This window comes from Pseudomonas sp. A2, assembly GCF_023100865.1.
GTDB lineage: Bacteria > Pseudomonadota > Gammaproteobacteria > Pseudomonadales > Pseudomonadaceae > Aquipseudomonas > Aquipseudomonas asiatica.
In genome coordinates this window covers 1,760,985-1,782,717 of record NZ_CP039127.1, presented here as the reverse complement: position 1 = coordinate 1,782,717, position 21,733 = coordinate 1,760,985, and the positions used below count along the sequence as shown (strand labels likewise).

Here is a 21,733-nt window from a genome sequence, read left to right as displayed (position 1 = left end):
TCCGCCATCGCATCGAGTCTGCGGACGCGCGTCCTCGTGACGCCGATGCATTTTTTTTCAACCGCATGCGGGAGCTGCCATCCCGTGAGGGACAAGGCCCCGCTTCTCCAAGGAGACCGTCCATGTCCCAGCAAGCCTCTTTCGGCCAATTGGCCTTGATCCATTGCGGCAAGTTCCTGCCGCTCGAAGTCCTGCATAGCGCCGCCGGCCACTACATCGGCACGCGCGATACCGAAGGTCCCGTTTCGCGGGAATCCTGCCAGTACTTCCGCAGCTATGCCGCGGCTCAACGTGCCCTCGAAAGAGGCGGCTGGTCTCAGCTCGCCACACCCTGATCCAACTTGAGGAATCACGTCATGAACCAGCTTTTGCCACGGGAAGTCGTCGATCAGATCATGCGGGAAGAGCAGCACTTCGCCGCCGCGCCCCAAGCCTTCTTCGAGGCCTGGAAGCGTGGCGTCGAGATCGCAGGCCCGCAATGGTTTGGCGACGGCACGCGCGACGGCCTGAACCAGGCCAAGAGCAAGTGGGACCTGCGTCCCGACATGCTGCGTGCCAACGACGCTCTCGGCGTCCTGAGCAGCGGAGAACGCATGCTCCTGTCCGCCATGTTCAGCTTCTACAACGCGCGCGAGGGCGGTGCCATGCTCAAGCGCTGCCACTTCCAAGGACTGTCGGACTTCGACGGTCTCGATCTGCAACGCCGCAAGGTCATCGCCGACCTGCTGGTGAACTACAGCGGTTGGTGAGCCGGTCTCCGGCATACCACCGTCTTTTTGTTCACTGCCCATGAGGGACATGCGCCCACGCGACCATGTCCCTCAATTTTTCTTCCGTCAGCCTGCGCCGATTGGCCCAAAGCCATCGATCAGTGCCGCCTGACGCTTTTTCCACTTTCAACCCACCGGGGTTCAATTCCCGGTGGCGGGAATTGGCTCCATTATTCAATCTGGAGAAATCCCATGACCCAGAATCCCAATCCCTTTGTACGCGGCTACTGGAATCTGAAAATCGTCCGAACGCTGTGCATCAGCTACGGGGACGGAAGTCCGCATGTGTGGCGAAACATCCACGCGAGCCAACAGCACCTCTCCGACGGGGCGCTGGTTTCTTCCCCCTGCATCGTCACCAGCGACTTCGCGTGGATCAGGAACGGCACTGACGCCATCAGCGACGAGCTGATCGCCGAATGTGATGCTGTTGAAGGCATCAACGGCGAAGGCGTGGTGGGCGCCGTGGTCTATGCCATCCATGGCGACGACCTCGACGGCCGCCCGGTCCACATCGGTGACACCTATTCCGAGGAGGCCGCGCGCGACGTGGTGCAGCGGTTGAGTTTCGAGACCGGCTATTACAGCCGCTGCTGGGAAATCAGCAGTGCACACATCAGCCAAGAAACCGGCCAGTACCTCGCCAACCTGGCAGACCTTGCAACACCGGAGGCCTTTCTTTTCATCGCCTTCCGGGTTCCGTACAGCCCGGCGATTGGCGTCAAGCTGATCTCCACGCCCTGGACAGACAAGAACCTGGAATATGCCGAGGGCATCAGTGCGGAGCAGCTTCGACAGGAGCACCGGGACAAGGGCATGCCTGACGACCTGGCAAACATCCTTGAATTGGCCGGCCAGGCCGATGTGCGCATCCTCATCCTAGATGCCGACGCACCCGCGCTACTGGGCCTGCCACTGGCTGAGACCTAGCAGATGCACGACGCGCAAGCCTTCCCCTTCATCCCCCACATGCCAGCCCGCCTCCCACCAGGAGCCGGGCTGGTTCAATTCCATAGGAGCAATCTCATGTTCCCCGACCTCATCTTGCCCACGCCCGACTTCGAGAATCAGCTTGGAGCCTGCGTCGACGCCATGAGCCAGGACGACGCCATCGGCCAGATCCTGGTATTCGAACGCATGAGCGGTACGCTGCACATGCGCCATATCGACAGCGCCGATCTGGTGGACACCGACATTGACGACTACGAAATGGTCGTATTCGACGGTGGCAACACAAGCGGTGACACGTGGAAGCACGTGTTCTTCCCGCGTCAGCGCGAACACTACTTCGTGTACGAAGCCTGACCCCAAGCCCCTTTCGAGGGGCTTTTTCTTGCCCACGGCACAGGAAAGCGGGTGCGACGGGGTGCTGTTTCCTGCGGGCGAGCCGCTCACTCCCGGGCCATTCTTGCCCCATGTTCGTCGGCGTTGCCGACACATGCCCAGGCAGCCGAGACCTTCAAGGCTGCAAGCACGGGAAACCGTGCTGGTCGATGCTTTCCACGGACGTGCCGCGTCCACACCCACAAGGGACCTCTCCCTTGCGGGCGGGGAATCCCTTGTTTCTTCCTCAAGGAGATTTCCCATGGACCGTTCCCTCATCAAATCCATGATGCCTTCGCTTGTTGCAGGCCACGTGCCCCGCAACGTGCGGTCGTTCAAGTACCGCGTGTTCGACGATCAGCCGCAGTCTTCGACATTGGGCTTCGTCATCGACCCCCAGCCCTTCGACGGGAAGGTAGTCGCAATCACTGACGACGCCATCGTCGTCAAGCTCAAGCCGAGCGAGTTCGCTGTGCTCGATTCCAAGCTGGTGACCACCGTCCCCGACGAAGGCGCCAAGGTGCATGTCCTACCCTACGCACGGCGCCGTTTCGATGGGCTGCGGGCGGACACGCCGGAAGAGCGCACCGAGATGACGTCCGACGGCATTCCCTACACCGTCAAGACGCACATCCTCGGCTCCGCGCCGGCCAAGCTGCCCATCCCCGAGCCGCAGTGCATGGAACTGGGCCAGCTCATCCAGCAGTTGGAGGAAATGCCAGCGCCCGATGGCTTCCGGCGTATCACCCACATGCTGGTCGATGCCGGTGCCCGGGATTTCACCTGGGTCGATCCGACACCGTCCAAGATCATCGAGACGCCTCCGGCGATCAGCTTCACGGTCTTGACCGCGAAGTTCGAGGGCCGGGTGACGGTGCTGTACGACCGAGGTGGCGACACCTACATGGTGGAGCTGCACCGCGACGGCGAATTGGTCGATCGGCATGACGAGGTGTATTTCGACATGCTCGGCGAAGTGTTGGAGCGACTTATCGACGACGGACGTTGGCGCCTGATCGATGTGAGCGTGATCGACGCCAAGGCTGCCCGGCAGCGCCAGGCGGTGCCGGCATGACGCCGGGGACTGAATCCTGGCGGTTCTTCGGCTGACCCGTGGCTCCCGCCACGGCGTTTCAGCCCATTGGTCATGTGCCCACAGGCTCTCCATCCAGGCGGGTGGAGGGCCTTTTCTCTATCCACACAGGAGATTTCAACCATGTCACTGCGATTCAAAGGCTCCGACCTGCGCCCCGTGCTGACCGAGGCCATCGCCAGCCAGTGCCCCGTCATCCTGGTCAAGGACCAGGGCGTGTACTTCCTCGCCGAGCAGGGAGAACGCCGCCCGGATGGGCGAGTGAAGCTGCTGGCCTATGCCGTCGGCTGCAACCCGGATACCGATCCGTTCGACGACTGGTGGGAGCTGGCGCGCGCCGAACTGGGCGGCGACGACTTCGCGGAGTACTTCGACCCGAAGGACGGCGTATTCACGCGCATCCTGCACACCGAAGACGACCTGATGCTGTCGGCCACCGCCACACATCTGTCGCTGGAGGTGGTGCCTCCCGCATAGCGCGGCAACCGCCACTCGACTCTCGCAGCCCCCGCGCCGGGGGCTTTCTTTTTGCGTTGAGCCGGGCTGCGTGGACAAAGGGGAACACCCGGATGCCAATTGATTGCTGCCGCGCGCGCGAGGGCCGGCCATGCTGACCCCATGCCTGCTGACGTTGTCAGCGACATGCCAGGCAACCATCGGTCTTTGAGGTTGCGGCGCAGTTTCCACTGCGTGACCAAGCCAGCTCGCACCGCATCCATCCGCGAGCGGCCACCAGTCCCTGGTGGTGGATGCTTTCGCCTTATCAACCCATCGCGGGGTTACGCACCTTTCCCCGCATGCGTGGGCTCGGTGTGTCTCCGCTTTTCCCAATGGAGATTCACCATGAACACCACTTCGAACGAGAAATCGTATTTCGACCTCCACACCTCGGGCATCGGCTACATCCAGCGTGTCCGTGAAGTGCCCGTCAGGGGCGGCCGCCGTGCGCAGCCCTTCCTGGCATGCACCATTGCCGCGCTGGTCGGCCCCGCCAGGGACCCCAGCTACCGCTACTTCGACGTCAAGGTCTCGGGTGCCGAGGCCAAGAAGCTCGTTCAGCGCTATATCGGCGTTGACGATCCCAAGCAGCGCCCGCTGGTGCGCTTTCGCCTCGGCGACCTTTGGGGCGATGCGTACATCCGTGACAAGGGCGAGAACCAAGGCAAGGCCGCCGCGTCTCTCAAGGCGCGACTGCTCAAGGCCGAGCTGATCGAGCGGGCCGAACTGGCTTCGATCGAGCAGCACGAGCTGATCACCCGTGGCATCGGCTACCTCAACCGTCCGAAGGACATCACCCCCAAGGATGGTGACCCGTTCCTGTCGTGCTCCATCGCCGCGCTCGCCGGACCTGTCGATGAACCGGAATATCGGTACTTCGACACGATCGTCGCCACCCCTGAAGCCGAGCATCTGGTTCGCCGATGCGTGCAGGCCATCGAAGGGGATCGCAAGGTACTGATCGCCTTCCGTCTCAACGACATGAAGATCGATCCGTACATCCGCACCAAGGGCGAGCACGCTGGGGAACCGGCCGCAAGCCTGGAATCGACGCTGGTCCACATCGGTCTGATCAAGATCGATGGCACCCAGGTCTATCCGACGAGCCAGGCACAAGCCGAGGCAGCGCCGGTGGAGGACGCACCCGCGACCGAAGCCGTCATCGACACTGCCGCCGACGCCGTTTCCGACCAATCTGCCGAGCCCGCTGAGCGCGAGTCCGAAGTTGAAGTCGAGGAGCAGGAGCCGGCATTGGCTGCTTCGTTCTGATCCGGCATGGCCCCTCACGGGGCCTTGCCTTTTTCCTATTCGTCAAGGAGAACCATCATGGCAGCCACATCGGCACCTACGAGATCAGTCCTACCCATCGTCGTTCCGGGCCAGCTCACGTTGCGGACCATCCGCGGCAAGAACGGCCCGTTCACGGTTGGTCGTCTTTCCACCCCCATCGGCGAGTTCGCGGTTAAAGACGCGGAGTTGGAGCAGTACCCCGAAGGCAAGTACGACGGGGATTTCGTCATTCGCTACATCTTCGCGAAGTCCTACCCGGTCGCGGGCGGCGCGCGGTTTGAAGTCCGCGCCAACCTCGATGGTATGACGCTCAACGGCATCGACAAACTGAGTCGTGATGAGGCCCGCAGCTTCGCCACCCAGGAAGTCGATCCACTCGATGAAGAGGTGGGGACGCAACCTGCGGAAACGCCGGCCAAGCCCGCCAAGGCCTCCAGACCCGCCAAGCCCGCACCCGTGCAGGCCTCGGCGGACCCGCTGGTCGATACCACGCCCTTCGGTGTGGACGCACCGACGCTCGCTGCGGCGGCTGCTCCCGACGGCACCGAAGGGGGCGACAGCGCTTTGTTCGGCCTGCTCTGGCCACTGGGCGAGTCCGTCAAGCTGGATTCGACCATCGACCGCCGGGCCCTGCGCGCGCAGATCGCCCGCCTGGGTGAACTGGGCTACGCGCTTAACTTCAAGACGCAGGAGTGGAGCCGCCAGGCCGAACTGCAACCTGCGTGATCGCAGACACCGCATGCACGGTGTTCTTCATCCACCCGCCGGGGTTCTTTCCCTATGCGGAGAGGCCCCGGCTTTCTTCTGGAGGTCTCCATCATGTCCACCATCGCTTGCGATACACCCCGTTCTGCACTGGATGAACCCGCGTGGCGGGCTCTCTGCGAGACGGCAGCCGCACAAGCCACCAAGGGTTGCGGACTGTCTCACGACTACTACGTAGAGCGCTTCAGCTCGGCGATCGACGCGCAAGTTGGTCGATTGCCCGAAGAACATCGCGCACAGGCGCTGCAGATCGCACAGGAATGGGACTACGCCACACCGGCCGAAAGGCAGGAAACCCAGGACTGGAACGCCGAAAACGGCTATTGCTCGCACGGAATCGAACTGGGTTATTGCCCGGCCGGTTGCGATTCGGACTATTGAGGTCCGGCACACGTCATCGCCGCTTGCGCGGCTTTTCTCCACCGCTTGGGGCAGCACCTACCTCAGGGGCGGTGCTGTTTCCGATTCACCGAGGACATCACCATGAGTCGGCACTACTTCGACACCATTCACAAGGGCTTTCCCATCACTGTCGTACTGGGCTGGGACCGGCCGGCAAATTACTTCTTCCTATTTATCGAGAAGCCGGCCGAGCTGATCGACGATACCGCGAAGGTCGAGAGCGACGACTTCTTGTACAGCAACCTGCACGAGAGCGACCCGTTCAACCACGACCTGGACTACTACCGAGTGGTCCTGCGCCATTTCCAGATCGACGTGCCCGAAAGCATGTTCACCGAAGTCCAACAGGACTGCGAGGGCAACGTTGGCAACCGGGTCGTCAAGCATCAGGCCGACGGCTCGTTCACCGAACAGACGTTCTGAACGCCCAAGCGGATCGAACACCTGATCCGCATTCCTTCATCCCTAACGGGGCATTCGCTGCCCCTGCGGGCGGTGCTGCCCCTCATTTCATCGAGGACACCACCATGCACGCACACACTTCATCCACCACGCTGTTCCACATCGACGAATGCCCGGACCTGATGGCCGACGCCTGCGTCGGCGACGACCAGGGCAGCCTGATCTTCCTGTCCATCTGGGCGCGCGACACCGCCGTCCAGCAGTTCCTCGCCCGCCTGACCCTCGGGCGCGACGAGCAGGGACTGGACCAGTTCCACATCCTCACCGACCAGGGCGGCAGCGTCCCGGTGTTCATCGGCAACGTCGATCATCTGGAGAAGCGCATCACGCGGGCCTACCGGCGCACGCTGTTCGGCTCCCTCTCCAACGTGTGGCTGTTCGACCGGCGCTGCGTCAAGCCCGACAAGGCCAACGCCAGCGCACTGGCATTGCTGCCACGCGACAGCGCCCACCGGCTTGACCGCCTGTGGACGCTGGTGCGCGACACCTGCCCGTTGCCGCTACTCGACCACTGGCGCGAAACCGTGCTGGAGCTGCTGCAGACCCGCGAGATGCTGGCCCGCCTTCCGTTCGCCCTTGGGCCGTTGGAAGGCCATCGGCTCGCCATCGACGTGCCGGCGCTGACCCTGGCGCTGGGCTCTCTGATCCGCAGTGACGCACTCACCGCCTATCCCTATCCGGCCAAGATTTGGACGCCGAAAGCGGTAGCGGCTTGATCCACCCGCGGAGGCACGCCTTGGCGTGCTTCCGCCATTCCTTCCCGCCAACCAGGAGACTTCCATGGCCCGCATGTTCCCGCGGCTCGCCCGCAATTTCGCCAAGAACGGTTACTACCCGACCGACGAACCCACGCTCGAAAGAGCCCTCAACGCACTGATGCCCAGCGACGGGACGATGTGCATCCTCGATCCCTGCGCCGGCGAAGGCGTGGCTGTCGCCGAAGCCGCCCATGCCCTCGGGCGCGAGCAGACCAAGGCGTTCGCCGTCGAGTTCGACGCGGAGCGGGCACGCCATGCCCGCGGCCTCGTCGATCATTGCCTGCACGCGGACCTGATGGACACAATGGTCTCCAAGCAGTCGTTCGGACTGCTCTGGCTCAACCCGCCGTATGGCGACCTATCCAAGGATGTCAATGGCAACATCGGCTATCAAGGCCAGGGCCGTGCCCGCCTCGAAAAGCTGTTCTACCAACGCACCCTGTCGCTGCTGCAGTACGGCGGCGTGCTGGTCTTCATCGTCCCCGGCTACGTGCTCGACGCGGAGCTGGTCGGCTGGCTGACACGCCACTACACCGATTTGCGGATCTACCGAGCGGTGGAGACGCAGTTCAAGCAGGTGGTGATCTTCGGCCGCAGGGCACGCCAGCGCGAGCAGGCCCTCGATGGCGTCAAGGCCATGCGCAATCTGCTGCTGCAGGTGGGGCTTGGCGAAGTCGAAGCCGAGGAACTGCCGAGCGATTGGCCGTTCCTGCCGTACATCGTCCCCGCCACTCCGGCCGAGCCGGAGCATTTCTTTCGCGTGACGATGGAGCCCGAGCAGTTCGCCGACGAAGTTGGCCGGTTGCAAGGCCTCTGGCCGTCGCTGGACACGCACCTGGGGGCCGCGCAGCAGTCGCTGCGTCCACCGGCGCGTGCTCTTTCCCACTGGCATCTTGCCCTGGCGTTGGCCGCGGGTGCGATCTCCGGCGTGGTGCGCTCCAAGACCGGGCGTGTGCTTGTCGTCAAGGGGGACACCCACAAGGACAAGACGCTCCAGCGGGAATTCACCGAACGCGACGATGGCTCCATCGCCGAGACCCGCATCTTCACCGACAAGTTCGTTCCCGTCATCCGCGCGTGGGACATGACGCCTGGCTCCCCAACTCGGGGCGAGGTGTTGACCATTCGCTGACCTCTTTCCACCGCCGACGGTTCGGCGTTTCTTCTCCCACCACGGGGCATGCCATTGCCCCTGTGGGGGTGGTGCATGCCCCATTTTTCTTCGGAGCATCACTATGTCCCTCGATCTTGAATCTACTGCCGCAGAAGCCACTCCCGTGCAGGGTGAACTGCTCGACGCGGCACCTTCTCCTCTGACCCTGAGCCTTCAGGATTTCGTCGGTGAGTTCGGCGACGAATTGCTGGACTCTCTCAATCGGGCTAACCCGCCGGTCTATACCGGCCAGCCACAGGCGCACCGCCAGCTCATCGTCGCCAGCCTCAAACGCAAGCTGTTTGAGGCCCAGGCCGAAGTCGTCTATGCCGCCGCCGAGCTGCTGGTCGATCGTGGCGAACGCGCCGCGATCGTTAATGGCGAGATGGGGTGCGGCAAGACGACCGTCGGCATCGCCACGGCCGCCGTCCTCAACGCCGAAGGCTACCGCCGCACCCTGGTGCTTTCGCCGCCACACCTGGTTTACAAGTGGCGACGCGAGATCCAGGAGACGGTGACGGGCGCCAAGGTCTGGGTCCTCAATGGTCCGGATACCCTCGTCAAACTTATCAGGCTGCGCGAGCAGTTGGGTGTGCAGCCCACGGGTCAGGAGTTCTTCGTCCTGGGCCGCGTGAGGATGCGGATGGGGTTCCATTGGAAGCCTGTCTTCACCCGGCGGCGCACCCGCCACGGAGACGTGGCGGCCTGCCCGGACTGCGGCACTGTCATCACCGACCTTGACGGCGAGCCGGTCAACCCGATCGCACTCGAAGCCGAGGAGTACCGCAGGAAGTGCAGCCATTGCGCCGCGCCCTTGTGGACGCTGATCCGTCCGAGAAGCCTGTCCGGCAGTGACCAGTCCTCGGCTGTCCTCAAAGCCTTGAAGCGCATCCCGACCATCGGGGAAGTCACCGCGCAGAGGCTGATGCAGAAGTTCGGTGATGGCTTCCTGGCCTCGATGCTGGGCGACAACATCCATGAGTTCATCAACCTCATGGATGGCAGCGGCGAGCTGGTGTTTTCCGACCGTCAGGCCACGCGCATGGAACGTGCGATGGCCAACATGGAGTTCGGCTTCGGCGAGGGCGGCTACCAGCCGTCCGAGTTCATCAAGCGCTACCTACCGCAAGGCACGTTCGACCTGCTCATCGCCGACGAGGCACACGAGTACAAGAACGGCGGAAGCGCCCAGGGCCAGGCCATGGGCGTGTTGGCGGCGAAGGCTCGCAAGACCTTGCTGCTGACCGGCACGCTGATGGGCGGCTACGGCGACGACCTGTTCTACCTGCTGTTCCGAGCCCTACCCGGGCGAATGATCGAAGACGGCTACCGCCCGACCACGAGCGGCAGCATGACCTCGGCCTCGATGGCGTTCATGCGCGATCACGGTGTCCTCAAGGACATCTATTCCGAGAGCACTGGCACGGCGCACAAGACCGCGAAAGGCACGAAAGTCAGTGTCAGAACGGTCAAGGCTCCGGGCTTCGGCCCCAAGGGCGTGTTGCGTTGCATCCTGCCGTTCACGATCTTTCTCAAGCTCAAGGACATCGGCGGCAACGTCCTGCCGCCGTATGACGAGGAGTTCCGTGAAGTCGCGATGGACACGGCGCAAGCCGCGGCCTACCGCGATCTGGCGGGTCGGCTCACCGCGGAGCTGAAACAGGCTCTGGCGCGACGCGATACGACCTTGCTGGGCGTGGTCCTCAACGTGCTGCTGGCCTGGCCGGATTGCTGCTTCCGGTCGGAGACCGTGGTGCATCCGCGCACGCGCAACACCTTGGCGTTCGTCCCGGCTCAGTTCTCTGAGTTCGAGCTGACGCCGAAAGAGCGCGAGCTGATCGACGTCTGCAAAGAGGAGAAGGCGCAGGGCCGCAAGGTTCTGGCCTATACGGTCTATACCGGCACGCGCGACACCACGTCGCGCCTGAAGGTGCTGCTGGAGCAGGAAGGCTTCAAAGTGGCGGTACTGCGCGCAAGCGTGGATGCCAGCCGCCGCGAGGACTGGATCGCCGAGCAGTTGGACCGTGGCATCGACGTGCTCATCACCAACCCCGAACTCGTCAAGACGGGATTGGACCTGTTGGAGTTTCCGACGATCGTGTTCATGCAGTCGGGCTACAACGTGTACTCGCTCCAACAGGCGGCACGCCGCTCCTGGCGCATCGGGCAGAAACAGCCTGTGCGCGTGATCTACCTCGGCTACGCCGGCTCCTCGCAGATGACCTGCCTTGAGTTGATGGCCAAGAAGATCATGGTCTCGCAGTCCACCTCGGGCGATGTGCCCGAATCCGGGCTCGATGTCCTGAACCAGGATGGTGATTCCGTCGAGGTTGCACTGGCCCGGCAACTGGTAACCGCCTGATCCTCTGTCTGCCGGCATCCCTTTTGGGGTGCCGGCGGTTTTTCTAGGAAATTGCTGCTCGGAGGATTTGATCGCCGCCCCCGTTTCCAACGCCGGGAAGGCTAAACTGATCGGACAATATCGAAATCTAAGGAGGCACTATGGCTATGGTGATCGAAGCCGCATATGCAGACGGCACTGGTGTAGCCAATGCACTGCGTATGTCTCAGGTGCAGTGGCACGAGTTGCAACGGAATTACCGCGTTGGTGATCTGCAGATGCCTTGCTGCAGCGCTCCAGCGGTCCCCAAGGTCAGTGCTAATGGCTACCCATTCTTCGCACATCTAGGAGGTGCGTGCACTACTTCCGAAGAAAGCCAATGGCATCTGGCGGCCAAGATACTTGTGCGCAGCGTGCTCGAAGACTTGGGTTGCCGCGCTTCGGTTGAAATGCCGGGTTCGGGTGACGCAGGCCGCTGGCAGGCTGACGTTTGGGGTGAGCGCAATGGTGTTAGGTTGGCCGTCGAGATCCAAAGGTCGTATCAGTCGCTCCGCGACTACCGTAAACGCCAAGGGCGGTACAGCGACGAGGGCGTCAAGTCGCTTTGGTTGTTGGGGCAGGAGCGATACAGCACTCTCGCAAAGAGCATGGGCAAGGAGCGCTTGCGCACCGAATTTGGGGGTAAGTTCCCGCCAGGCGGACACTTCGGCCCGTGCCTTCCTGATCTACCCGTCGCGATGCTTGAGCTAGAGCCAGTGCCCACGATCAAAGGTGCCGGATTCTTTACTGCGACCCTTCCAGACCTGCTTGAGGCAGTGCTAAGCAATCGCTTTCTCTGCATTGACGGTCTTTGGTGTATTAATAACCTGGACTCGATGAGTAGCGCCGCCAAACGCTCACACGAGCTCGCCGCAGCCAAGCGCGTGGCGGCAAACACGTAGTTCGGCTGTGGTGCTCCTTGTCATGTGCCGAAGAAACGCCCGGGCTCCTCAGTTCCTATGGCCAGTACTCAAATGCCGGTGGCACGCATTCGAGCCTCTAGCTCATCTAAGAATGGCGAGCGCCCAAGGCGCATCGGGCCATAGCGCCCCTCAACGAACCCCGAATACAACATGTGGACCTCGTCACGCGCACGTGTGAGACCCACGTAGAACAGCCGGCGGCTTTCTCGCAACTTCTCTGGACTCTCGTTGCGCCACGGTAGATTTCCGAGGTCGAGACCGACCATGATGACCACATCGTACTCGCACCCTTTTGCGGAGTGGAGTGTCAGCAGATTTAGATGATCAGGCGAACCGTCCCTACCGCCCAAACTCGTCATGTCCAGCGTAGCCAGTGCGCCGCCTTCGGCGAGCGCTGCCGTCATGCGATCGAGTTGTTCCTTCTGATCGGCAAGCGCCAATTCAGCAGCCAACAGACGGTCAACGATGCCGCTACGCAGCGAAGCGACAAAATCACGCGCAGGTTGCTGGTCGGAGCGTAACGCCCATAGCAAAGCGGTTAGCTCTTGTCCCTCGCGCCTAGCTTGTGCATCGTCCAAGCTCGCTCGATGAAATGCGAGATAGCGGTCGATCAGTCCGCGCAATTGTGGGCGTCCGACACGCCAGCCGCCCGCGCACCACGCCGCACAATCTTCCACCCAGCTCGTCAGGGAAACCTTGCGGTAAGGCGCCGCAGTGTCCACGCGGATGTAATCTAAACCGCCGGCGGTCACAGCTTCGGAGACGATATCGCCTGCGCGGTAGTCTTTGTACAAGATTGCGATATCACCCAGTGTTCGTCCCGGCTTAGAAGCCAATGCTGCCGGAATAATTTGCGCGACAACGTGCGCGGCTTGATCGGCCATACCACCTGGCCGCAGGACGAATTCAATGGTCGCTTGTCGAGCTGGATCGCTCGCTTGATAGCCCCGGACTTCTCCGAGCGCCATCTCCGACGCCGTCACGATCCCTGTGCCAGAGCGATAATTCAGTTGGAGCCTAACAGGCTCGATGTCTCCGCGTGCGGCCAGCTCCATGAGCAACGCGCCGTCAGCGCCCGTGAATCCATAGATCGACTGATCCGCATCACCGACCGCGAAAAGTCGGACACCCCCGTCGAAGGCAAGGCGTTTGACGATGCGATGCAGTGCCACGCCTAAATCCTGGTACTCATCCACCGCGAGCACGGGGAATTTTGCCTGAACCAGAGGTAGTACCCAGTCGTGCTCGGCGATCAAACGCTGGCCGAAGACGACCATGTCATCGTAGTCAATCAGCCCCTCGTCGCGCAGAGCGGCCTCGTAGGCCTCGGCCCACGCAGCGAGCTCCTCCTCGCTACGCCAAGCGACGCTATTTCGATTGAGCACGGAACGGCGATGCCGCCCGAGGTCAATGACCTTGTACGGATGGTTCTGCCCGAAAATTGCGTCTCCAGTTTGCTTCAACAACCGATCACTGACTCGTTGAGTGGCCACCGAAAGCGGGAAGGATATGGGCAGGCCGGCCAAGCGTCCATACGGCATCAAGAGATGACGCAGACAGAACCCATGGACTGTACCAATGAAAAGATTAGGTGCCTGCTGAAGTCCCAAGCTTTCAATTCGGCGAACGAGTTCGCGAGCGCACTCCTGACTGTACGTGATGCACGCAACGCCACGAGGGGACTCGACGTCTTCGGCCAGGATTCGGGCGAGCTTTAGGACGAGCGTCTTGGTCTTACCGCTCCCGGGACCGGCGAGTACCACACAATGTCCTTGAGAGTTGTAAGCTGCCAACTGCCCTGGATTTCCAGCCAACTCGGCAGCCTGAGCCAGGTAGGCTGTACCGACGTTACGCGACGGCATCGCGGATATGCTCCAGCGCAGAGCGAATGTAGGCCGGGCAAACGCCCTCAGACACCGACGGCGCAAGTGCCTGTGCAAATCTCCCCTTGCCAATCCGTTCAATCAACTTCAGCAGCCGGTCTTCATCGACCTGATCCGGATCAGCCACCCACTCTTGTAATGCGTCCCGGGTGACTTGCCTCAGCGGCAACTCCTGCTCGATTACCGCCTTCATCGCCTCGGCCATTCCGGCAGCGAATAGGTCGGATTCCAGCGTGCTCTCGTTGACGAAGTATCCAAACTCCGCGGCGTACTTGAGCACATCATCTATATCCAGGTCATCGTAGCCATATTCTTCATCGACCTCGTTCAAGAGATTAATTAATCGCCTGTGGGCCAGTGGAGGTTTGCCATTGACCGGGTCGCGATCTGTCAAAATTACATGTGGAATATTTAGCCCTTTAGGGCCCAAAAGCTTCACATAAGGAGTGAAGTTCGTCCCCCCGACCGAGCACACAGTGATTCCAAGTATGTCGAAAGGAATCCCGAGGGCCTCGGCGAACGCGGGGATGATGAAGCGCTCAGCGTCCCCTTCAACCAGAATCACTCCCCGGGAAAAGAATATTTCTCCGCGAGTGACGTCGATGTAGCGCTGGAGGTCGTCTTCATCCCTCTGTGTGAAAGGTGCGTTTGCGGTTGAAACCGCGATGGTTTTTCCGTCCGCTGCGTTATGGCGCAGGAGAACGATGGACCTAATCGGTGCAACGCTTGCGATATGCGGTGAGTGAGTAGTGAGAATTGTCGTCAGCGGAGGGGCTTCGTCCTCATCTTCAGCTCTTGTGCCGAGGAAGTAGCGATAGACAAGACGCTGGACATGCGGATGCAGGTGCGCTTCGGGCTCCTCGACGACGAAGAATGTGTGGTCGCGCTCCCCCTCGGAGACGAAGCGGTCGAGTTCGAGGCTCTTCAAGGCCAGGAAGATCAGATTTGCCGTTCCTAGGCTGGCATCGCCGACACCGCGAACACCGTTGTCGATGAGCAGCCGAAGGCTACGCAGCAACGCATCGACTCGCGTAGGTGCAAGTCCGAGCGATACCGGGACGGCATGCTGCCCACCGGCGATGGCGATCAACCGTTCGCTGATTCGTTCCGCTGTCGCGACCACTTCCTCATGACCGGCCAGCTCTCGCTGTGCTTCATCGACCTGATTCTGGATCTCCTCGCGGGCGTCATCATCCAGGGATGCTGCGAGATCCTCAATGAGCGGTCTCAATGGCGAATTACGCCAGCTCGCAAGGTCCTTTTCAGCGTCGCGCAGCGCTACCTGAACATCTATTGGCAACATTCGGCGAAGTGCGCCACCAATGAGCATATCGGGATCGTTACCACCGAAGATTATGTACTCATAGTCTTTCAACGATTCTGGGGCGCGCCCCAGTCCCGCTTTAGGCTGGAAGCGATAGGTGAGTCGGGCCACCATAGGAGGGCCAGGATTAATCACGCAGTCGTTGAGGTGGGCCATCAACCGGGGATCGTTTGTGAAGTCCGTTAGATCCACAGAGACCTCAATGGTCGCACCAACCTTGTCTTCGCCAAGTCCGTCCCAGAAATACTCAAGCCCCAGTTGTCGATCGCGTTCAGACAAACCTGGATCAAGGATCAACTGCAGGCCGCGAATGAAATTGCTCTTGCCAACCTTGTTCTCTCCAACGATGACGATGCTTTCCCCCGTCTCGACATCAACATCCGAGAAATTGGCGAAATTGATCAACCTGACCCGAGAAACCCTCATTTACGTCCCCATCCATTGGTGTTTTAACAAATAGTAGCAGTCATGCGGCCGGCCTCCATCCGCCGACCACGACCGAGCTTTTCCGTTACAGCCCCCCTCGAGGCCGATTTTGTTCGACTAGACCGCTGCCGGTAAATCGGACGCAGCGTGGTCCGCATTGTTTGCTGCTGCTCCCGGCCTAAGCGGCGATGGTGAGGGCTCGATGTTTCAGGACGCCGAGCTTATGTGCCCAACTCCACCTTGGTTTCACCATCCCGAACGCCGCCTGCTGGCGGGAGTCCTCGGCCTGCTCTGGTCGGTGCTGGCTGGCGGTTGCGCGACGACGACTGCGCCACCCGCGCCTGATGTCATCGAGGAAGTCTCGGCCGCACCCGAACCCGAGACGCCCGAGTACATCCCCGTTGTGCGTTACGGTCGCTACACGCTAGTCGAGCTAGCACCCCCGGCTGCACAGCGGGACCTGCTGTTGCAGACCATCGACGTGTCCATGCCCGAAGATGCCCGCGCCACCGTCGGCGATGGGCTGCGGCATGTGCTCAAGCGCAGTGGTTACGGCCTGTGCCAGACGGCGCACGCGGTGACCGAGCTGTATGCCCTGCCGCTGCCGGCGGCGCACCTGCACCTCGGCCCCATGACCTTACGCGATGCGCTGCTCACACTGGCTGGCCCGGCTTGGGAACTGCACGCGGATGATCGCGCACGACAGATTTGCTTCGAACGGCCCGCCGACAGCGCGGCTATCGAACCTGCATCCGAGCCATCCGCCGCCGACGCGGTGCAGACGTTCCCGGTGGAGCCTTCGGTTTCGGGAGGCCAGCTATGAACGCCCCGCGGTCTGCCCGGCGCTCGGCCGCCGCCGTGGTGGTGCAGAGCCTTCTGTGGCTGTGGCTGATCGGCCTCAGCGTCTTCGTAGCTTTGGGCTACCAGACCATGAACGACCAAGCCGACCAGGAGCGGCTCGATTCCCGCCTGCAACGCCTGGAAGCGCAGGCGACGGGCCTGGCCGAGACCATCGAGGCCATCCAGCAGCGTCCGGCCGTCGCAACGGCGGCAGACCTCAAAGACACCCGCCAAGTCCTGGAAGCACGCGCTGCCCAAGTTGAGAAAACGCTGAGCGGCTATGCCGCTGCCGACGACCTCCAGGCGCTGCGCGCGGAGGTCGAGCAGATCAAGGCGCGCCAGACCGCTGCGCCTGTTCCGCGCGCCGCAGCACCCGCCCGGCGGCGCACATCGGGCAAGGCCGTTGCCAAGCCCGAACCGCCGTCGCTGCCGTTCCGTGTCGTCGGCGCCGAATTGCGCGCTGGCCAGCGCAGCGTGTCCGTCGCGCCGAGCAGCGCGGACTCCACGCCCGACCAGCTTCAGGTGCTGCTGCCAGGTGATGCGCTCGGCCCGTGGCGCTTGCGGGCTGTCGAGGGCAACACCGCCGTGTTCCTGGCCGGCGATCGGACCCGTCGCGTGGCGATTCCCTGACCGGAGCACACGACATGCAGCCGTCGATCATCCTTTTCGCGCTCCTGCTGGCATCCGCCCAGTTGCCCGCCTGGGCGCAGCAGCCGGCCACCGCCCCGGCCCGCAATGCGCAGAGCCAGGAGCGTCCGCTGGTCGCCCGAACCCCAGATGACAAGGTAGCAAGCGACTGGGGCCTGCAACCGCAGGAATGGACGCGCTATCGCGAGTTGATGGACGGGCCGCTAGGCATCTACTCGCCCAACCTGGACCCGCTGTCCGCCTTGGGTATTGAGGCCCGCACCGACGAGGAACGGCGGCGCTACGCAGAACTGCAGGTGCAAATCGAAGCGCGCCGCGTCGAGAAGCTGCTTGCCTATCAACGTGCCTACGACGAAGCCTGGCAGCGCTTAAACCCCGGCATGCAACGGGTGAACCTGCCTGACGATAAGCCCAGCGCCGGCGCAGTGCGCGGCAGCGGCCGCATGGCGGTGTTCGTCAAGGACGGCTGCGCGGCCTGCGGACAGCTCGTGCAGCGCCTGCAATCCTCGGGTACCGAGTTCGACCTGTACATGGTCGGCAGCCGCCAGGACGATGCACGCATCCGTGATTGGGCCAAGCGCGCGCAAATCGATCCGGCCCGCGTGCGCAGCGGCAGCATCACGCTCAACCACGACGGCGGCCGCTGGCTGTCGCTGGGCCTGCCCGGCGACTTACCAGCGGTCGTACGCGAGGTGAACGGCCAATGGCAGCGCCAACCCTGACGGCGCCGCTGCGCGCACTGGTGGTCGCTGCTGGCCTGTACGTCAGCACCGTCTATGCCCAGGAGGTTCCGCCGCCGGCCTACCAGCTTGCCGCCCAGCGCGCGGGCATCCCTTCGACGGTGCTCTACGCCGTGGCCCTGCAAGAGAGCGGTATCCGACGCAACGGGCGCATCGTCCCGTGGCCTTGGTCCCTCAACGTCGCCGGCCAGTCGCGCCGCTACACGACCCGAGCCGACGCCTGCGCGGGTTTGCAGCGGGCGATGCGCTCGACGCCTCATACGCGCATCGACGCGGGCCTTGGGCAGATCAACCTCGGCTACCACCAGCAGCGCTACAGCACCGCGTGCGACCTGCTTGACCCGTACCGCAACCTCGCCATCGCCGCCGAGATTCTGAAAGAACAGCACACCCCCGGTGAGGACTGGCTGGTGGCGGTCGGCCGTTACCACCGCCCCGCGGGTGGTGAGCCGGCCGCCCGCTACCGGCGCAGCGTATCCCGCCACCTCGCCCGCGTGCAGGGTGCGCGCTCAACCACTGCGGCGTCCGCCGCGCGCCAGGAGACCTCCCCATGACGAAATCCCATCTGGCCCATCTCACGTTCAAGGGCCTGCTCATGCTGCTGACGATCCTGCCGCTGGCCTCGCGTGCCGGCGTGCCGCTGATCGTGGTCGAGGACCGTGGCGGTGCATCGGCGCTGCCGTACTACGAAGCACTCAACCTCCAGCCGCGGGACAACGGTGCAGCGCGGTCGCCCATCCCGATGCCGCAGGTTCCCGCGACACCCGCGGATGAGGCTGCGATGCTGCCGGTGCGCAGCGCCAAGCTCACGCCCGGCACCGTCGCGCGACGGGTGATCGAGGCACCGGGCCTGCGGCCGTTCGTGGTCATTGGCGACGACAAGGCTTCCCGGGACTGGCTGCAGCGCCATGCGGGCTCCTTGCACGAGCGCGGCGCGGTCGGCCTGGTGGTCAATGTCGAGACCGCACAAACCTTGGCGCGGCTGCGCGCACTGGCGCCCGGCGTGCCACTGGCACCCGTGGCGGGCGATGACCTGGCTGAGCGTCTGGGCTTGAGGCACTACCCGGCGCTGATCACGGCCACCGGCATCGAGCAATGAAGCCATGTCGGGCAAACAGCCGGTTGAGGTTCTGCTTCGCCCTGCGGTGGAGCTATATACCGTCGCAGCGTGTGCAGGTGCCGCGTTTCTGTCCCTGGTGGCCCCGTGGTCGCTCGCGCTGAGCCCCGCCATGGGTGTCGGCAGCGCGCTGGCGTTCGGAGCCTATGGCGCGATCCGCTACCGCGATGCCCGCGTCATCCTGTGCTACCGGCGCAACATCCGTCGCCTGCCGCGCTACGTGATGACCAGCAAGGACGTGCCGGTCAGCCAGCAACGTCTGTTTGTGGGACGCGGCTTTCTGTGGGAGCAGAAACACACCCATAGGCTCATGCAGACGTACCGGCCAGAGTTTCGGCGCTACGTCGAGCCGACGCCGGCCTATCGGCTGGCCCGGCGCCTGGAGGAACGGCTGGAGTTCGCGCCGTTCCCGCTGTCCCGGCTATCGAAACTCACCGGCTGGGACGTGCCTTTCAATCCGGTGCGGCCGCTGCCGCCAGTGGGCGGCCTGCCGCGCCTGCACGGCATCGAACCCGACGAGGTGGACGTCAGCCTGCCGCTGGGTGAGCGCGTGGGCCACTCCTTGGTTTTGGGAACGACAAGGGTGGGCAAAACACGTTTGGCCGAACTCTTCGTCACTCAAGACATCCGCCGGAGGAACGCCGCGGGCGAACACGAGGTCGTGATCGTCATCGACCCCAAAGGAGATGCCGATCTCCTGAAGCGGATGTATGTCGAGGCCAAGCGCGCGGGCCGCGAAGGCGAGTTCTATGTCTTCCATTTGGGGTGGCCGGACATTTCGGCACGCTACAACGCCGTAGGCCGATTCGGTCGCATCTCGGAAGTCGCCACCCGCATCGCGGGGCAGCTCTCCGGCGAAGGCAACAGCGCAGCCTTCAGGGAATTCGCGTGGCGCTTCGTCAACATCATTGCCCGCGCCTTGGTGGAACTGGGGCAGCGCCCGGACTACATGCTGATCCAGCGGCACGTCATCAACATCGACGCGCTGTTCATCGAGTACGCCCAGCACTACTTCGCCAAGACCGAGCCCAAAGCCTGGGAGGTGATCGTCCAGATCGAGGCCAAGCTCAACGAGAAGAACATCCCGCGCAACATGATTGGGCGCGAGAAGCGCGTGGTGGCGCTGGAGCAGTACCTATCCCAGGCCCGTAACTACGACCCGGTGCTCGACGGCCTGCGCTCGGCGGTTCGCTACGACAAGACGTATTTCGACAAGATCGTCGCGTCTTTGCTGCCGCTGCTGGAGAAGCTCACCAGCGGGAAGATTTCCCAGCTTCTGGCGCCGAACTATTCCGACCTGGCCGACCCCCGCCCGATCTTCGATTGGATGCAGGTCATCCGAAAGCGCGCAGTCGTCTATGTGGGCCTGGACGCGCTATCCGATGCCGAGGTCGCCGCAGCGGTCGGCAACTCGATGTTCAGCGATCTCGTTTCGGTGGCAGGCCATATCTACAAGCACGGGATCGATGACGGCCTGCCGGGCGCATCGGCTGGCACGCGCGTGCCGATCAACGTCCACGCGGATGAATTCAATGAACTGATGGGTGACGAGTTCGTGCCGCTGATCAACAAAGGCGGCGGCGCCGGTCTGCAGGTCACCGCGTACACGCAGACGCTTTCGGACATCGAGGCCCGTATCGGGAACCGCGCCAAAGCGGGTCAAGTGATTGGCAATTTCAACAATCTGTTCATGCTGAGGGTCAGGGAGACGGCCACCGCCGAACTGCTGACCCGGCAATTGCCGAAGGTCGAGGTCTATACGACCACCATCGTCTCCGGCGCGACCGACAGCTCGGACATCCGCGGCGCGACGGACTTCACCAGCAACACGCAGGACCGCATCAGCATGTCCAGCGTGCCGATGATCGAGCCGTCGCACGTCGTCGCCTTACCCAAGGGCCAATGTTTCGCATTGTTGCAGGGCGGCCAGCTTTGGAAGGTTCGCATGCCGCTGCCGGCACCGGACCCCGATGAGGTCATGCCGCAGGATCTGCAACAACTGGCGGGCTACATGCGCCAGAGCTACAGCGAGGCCACGCAGTGGTGGGAGTTCACCAGTTCCCCGGCGTTGCAGGACGGGGCCTTGCCCGACGACCTGTTGGATGATGCCGCTGCGGCCGAACCTGGCCCGGTGGCCACCGACGACAGCGCCGGCAATGAGGCCTCGCCATGAAGGATGCCGCCTCGACCGCGCAGCGGGAGCAGAACCAGCGCCAAGGCCTGATCGTCGGCACCATCACCTTGCCGTTCCGGCTGCTGGGGGTGCTGATCGGCTCGCTGCTGTTCTCCATTGTCGTGGAGTGCGTCGGAATGCACCTGTTCTGGAAGGACGAGGGCTGGCGACACTCCCAGCAGATGTTGCAGTACGAGTTGGGGCACCTGTCCAACCACTTCACGCGCAGCGTGGTCGTGCAGGAACCGGGGCGCACGGCGCACGAGCTGGTGGATACCGGATACGAATGGGTGTTCGTGCGCTCGGGCTTGCTGGAGCGCATGAGCCAGACCGCCGAGCGCGCCCGTGCACCCAGCCACGGGCAGACACGCAACTTTCGCTACTACATCAGCCAGGCCTATGTCTGGACCGAGAGCTACCTGATCGCCGCAGCCTTCACGACGCTGACCTTCCTTGTGCGCCTGCTGGTCCTGGTGCTCACGTTGCCGCTGATCCTCACCGCGGCATTCGTCGGCCTGATCGACGGCCTAGTGCGGAGGGACGTGCGCCGGTTCGGCGCGGGCCGCGAATCGGGCTTCATCTACCACCGCGCGAAAGCAAGCCTGATGCCGCTGGCCGTTCTGCCCTGGGTCACGTACCTGGCCTTGCCGATCTCGGTGCATCCACTGCTGATTCTGCTGCCGAGCGCCGCCTTGCTGGGGCTGGCCGTGAGCCTGACCGCGGGCAGCTTCAAGAAATACCTTTAGGCGAATGCTGTCCCGCGTG

23 protein-coding genes are annotated in these 21,733 nt (G+C 63.0%); 21 read left to right on the top strand and 2 right to left on the bottom strand.

All coding sequences use genetic code 11. The features are described 5' to 3' along the window. Positions 1–122 precede the first annotated feature (122 nt). From E5221_RS08375 to E5221_RS08310, 14 genes are all read left to right on the top strand, one after another. Positions 123–335, top strand: a complete 213-nt coding sequence (locus E5221_RS08375) for a hypothetical protein (protein WP_073664035.1) — start codon at positions 123–125, stop codon at positions 333–335. 21 nt (positions 336–356) lie between these two features. Next, on the top strand, positions 357–749 hold the full coding sequence (locus tag E5221_RS08370) for a hypothetical protein (protein WP_099814803.1): 393 nt from the start codon (positions 357–359) through the stop codon (positions 747–749). A gap of 213 nt (positions 750–962) precedes the next feature. Beyond that, positions 963–1,700, top strand: a complete 738-nt coding sequence (locus E5221_RS08365) for an ABC transporter substrate-binding protein (protein ID WP_099814802.1) — start codon at positions 963–965, stop codon at positions 1,698–1,700. Between the two features lie 96 nt (positions 1,701–1,796). Then, positions 1,797–2,075 (top strand): uridylate kinase, encoded by a 279-nt coding sequence (locus tag E5221_RS08360; protein WP_099814801.1) that lies wholly within the window; start codon positions 1,797–1,799, stop codon positions 2,073–2,075. A 280-nt stretch (positions 2,076–2,355) separates the two neighbouring features. Next, the gene (locus E5221_RS08355; RefSeq protein WP_099814800.1) at positions 2,356–3,168 is read left to right on the top strand and encodes a GTPase; all 813 of its coding nucleotides are present in this window, start codon (positions 2,356–2,358) and stop codon (positions 3,166–3,168) included. Between the two features lie 141 nt (positions 3,169–3,309). Further along, positions 3,310–3,663, top strand: a complete 354-nt coding sequence (locus tag E5221_RS08350; RefSeq protein WP_099814799.1) for a DUF3085 domain-containing protein — start codon at positions 3,310–3,312, stop codon at positions 3,661–3,663. A gap of 366 nt (positions 3,664–4,029) precedes the next feature. Continuing rightward, positions 4,030–4,953, top strand: coding sequence for a DUF3577 domain-containing protein (locus E5221_RS08345; protein ID WP_099814798.1), 924 nt, complete (start codon positions 4,030–4,032; stop codon positions 4,951–4,953). A gap of 57 nt (positions 4,954–5,010) precedes the next feature. Further along, positions 5,011–5,700, top strand: coding sequence for a DUF3275 family protein (locus tag E5221_RS08340; protein ID WP_099814797.1), 690 nt, complete (start codon positions 5,011–5,013; stop codon positions 5,698–5,700). A 93-nt stretch (positions 5,701–5,793) separates the two neighbouring features. Continuing rightward, positions 5,794–6,120: a hypothetical protein gene (locus E5221_RS08335; protein ID WP_099814796.1), complete on the top strand. Its 327-nt coding sequence runs from the start codon at positions 5,794–5,796 to the stop codon at positions 6,118–6,120. Between the two features lie 102 nt (positions 6,121–6,222). Further along, entirely contained in the window at positions 6,223–6,564 is a 342-nt protein-coding gene (locus E5221_RS08330; RefSeq protein WP_099814795.1) for a hypothetical protein, read from the top strand. 104 nt (positions 6,565–6,668) lie between these two features. Further along, positions 6,669–7,319: a hypothetical protein gene (locus E5221_RS08325; RefSeq protein ID WP_012112318.1), complete on the top strand. Its 651-nt coding sequence runs from the start codon at positions 6,669–6,671 to the stop codon at positions 7,317–7,319. A gap of 25 nt (positions 7,320–7,344) precedes the next feature. Continuing rightward, positions 7,345–8,493, top strand: coding sequence for a DUF6094 domain-containing protein (locus E5221_RS08320; protein WP_227335317.1), 1,149 nt, complete (start codon positions 7,345–7,347; stop codon positions 8,491–8,493). Between the two features lie 103 nt (positions 8,494–8,596). Further along, entirely contained in the window at positions 8,597–10,876 is a 2,280-nt protein-coding gene (locus E5221_RS08315) for a helicase-related protein (RefSeq protein WP_247847103.1), read from the top strand. Between the two features lie 140 nt (positions 10,877–11,016). Then, positions 11,017–11,796: a competence protein CoiA family protein gene (locus E5221_RS08310; RefSeq protein WP_012112321.1), complete on the top strand. Its 780-nt coding sequence runs from the start codon at positions 11,017–11,019 to the stop codon at positions 11,794–11,796. Between the two features lie 68 nt (positions 11,797–11,864). On the opposite strand, the gene E5221_RS08305 is transcribed toward E5221_RS08310, so the two are convergent. Both E5221_RS08305 and E5221_RS08300 read right to left on the bottom strand, forming a co-directional pair. Further along, complete coding sequence (locus tag E5221_RS08305; protein WP_012112322.1) at positions 11,865–13,679, bottom strand: ATP-dependent helicase; 1,815 nt, start codon at positions 13,677–13,679, stop codon at positions 11,865–11,867. After that, the gene (locus E5221_RS08300; RefSeq protein WP_227335318.1) at positions 13,666–15,429 is read right to left on the bottom strand and encodes an AAA family ATPase; all 1,764 of its coding nucleotides are present in this window, start codon (positions 15,427–15,429) and stop codon (positions 13,666–13,668) included. Before E5221_RS08300 ends, E5221_RS08305 begins: the two co-directional genes overlap by 14 nt. Before the next feature lie 244 nt (positions 15,430–15,673). Between E5221_RS08300 and E5221_RS08295 the strand changes: the two genes are divergently transcribed. From E5221_RS08295 to E5221_RS08265, 7 genes are read left to right on the top strand one after another with little or no spacing between them, the layout of a single operon-like run. Further along, positions 15,674–16,273, top strand: a complete 600-nt coding sequence (locus E5221_RS08295) for a PilL N-terminal domain-containing protein (protein ID WP_041536874.1) — start codon at positions 15,674–15,676, stop codon at positions 16,271–16,273. Beyond that, positions 16,270–16,920, top strand: coding sequence for a hypothetical protein (locus E5221_RS08290; RefSeq protein ID WP_012112325.1), 651 nt, complete (start codon positions 16,270–16,272; stop codon positions 16,918–16,920). Before E5221_RS08295 ends, E5221_RS08290 begins: the two co-directional genes overlap by 4 nt. A 14-nt stretch (positions 16,921–16,934) precedes the next feature. Further along, positions 16,935–17,660 (top strand): TIGR03759 family integrating conjugative element protein, encoded by a 726-nt coding sequence (locus E5221_RS08285; protein WP_012112326.1) that lies wholly within the window; start codon positions 16,935–16,937, stop codon positions 17,658–17,660. Next, on the top strand, positions 17,642–18,232 hold the full coding sequence (locus tag E5221_RS08280) for a transglycosylase SLT domain-containing protein (protein ID WP_012112327.1): 591 nt from the start codon (positions 17,642–17,644) through the stop codon (positions 18,230–18,232). Before E5221_RS08285 ends, E5221_RS08280 begins: the two co-directional genes overlap by 19 nt. Continuing rightward, a complete protein-coding gene (locus E5221_RS08275; RefSeq protein WP_012112328.1) occupies positions 18,229–18,777 on the top strand; it encodes an integrating conjugative element protein in 549 nt (182 codons plus the stop codon). The genes E5221_RS08280 and E5221_RS08275 overlap by 4 nt, the downstream gene beginning before the upstream one ends. Before the next feature lie 4 nt (positions 18,778–18,781). After that, on the top strand, positions 18,782–20,968 hold the full coding sequence (gene traD, locus E5221_RS08270; protein WP_011871448.1) for a type IV conjugative transfer system coupling protein TraD: 2,187 nt from the start codon (positions 18,782–18,784) through the stop codon (positions 20,966–20,968). Next, positions 20,965–21,714: a TIGR03747 family integrating conjugative element membrane protein gene (locus tag E5221_RS08265; RefSeq protein ID WP_009876598.1), complete on the top strand. Its 750-nt coding sequence runs from the start codon at positions 20,965–20,967 to the stop codon at positions 21,712–21,714. Before traD ends, E5221_RS08265 begins: the two co-directional genes overlap by 4 nt. Positions 21,715–21,733: the final 19 nt, after the last annotated feature.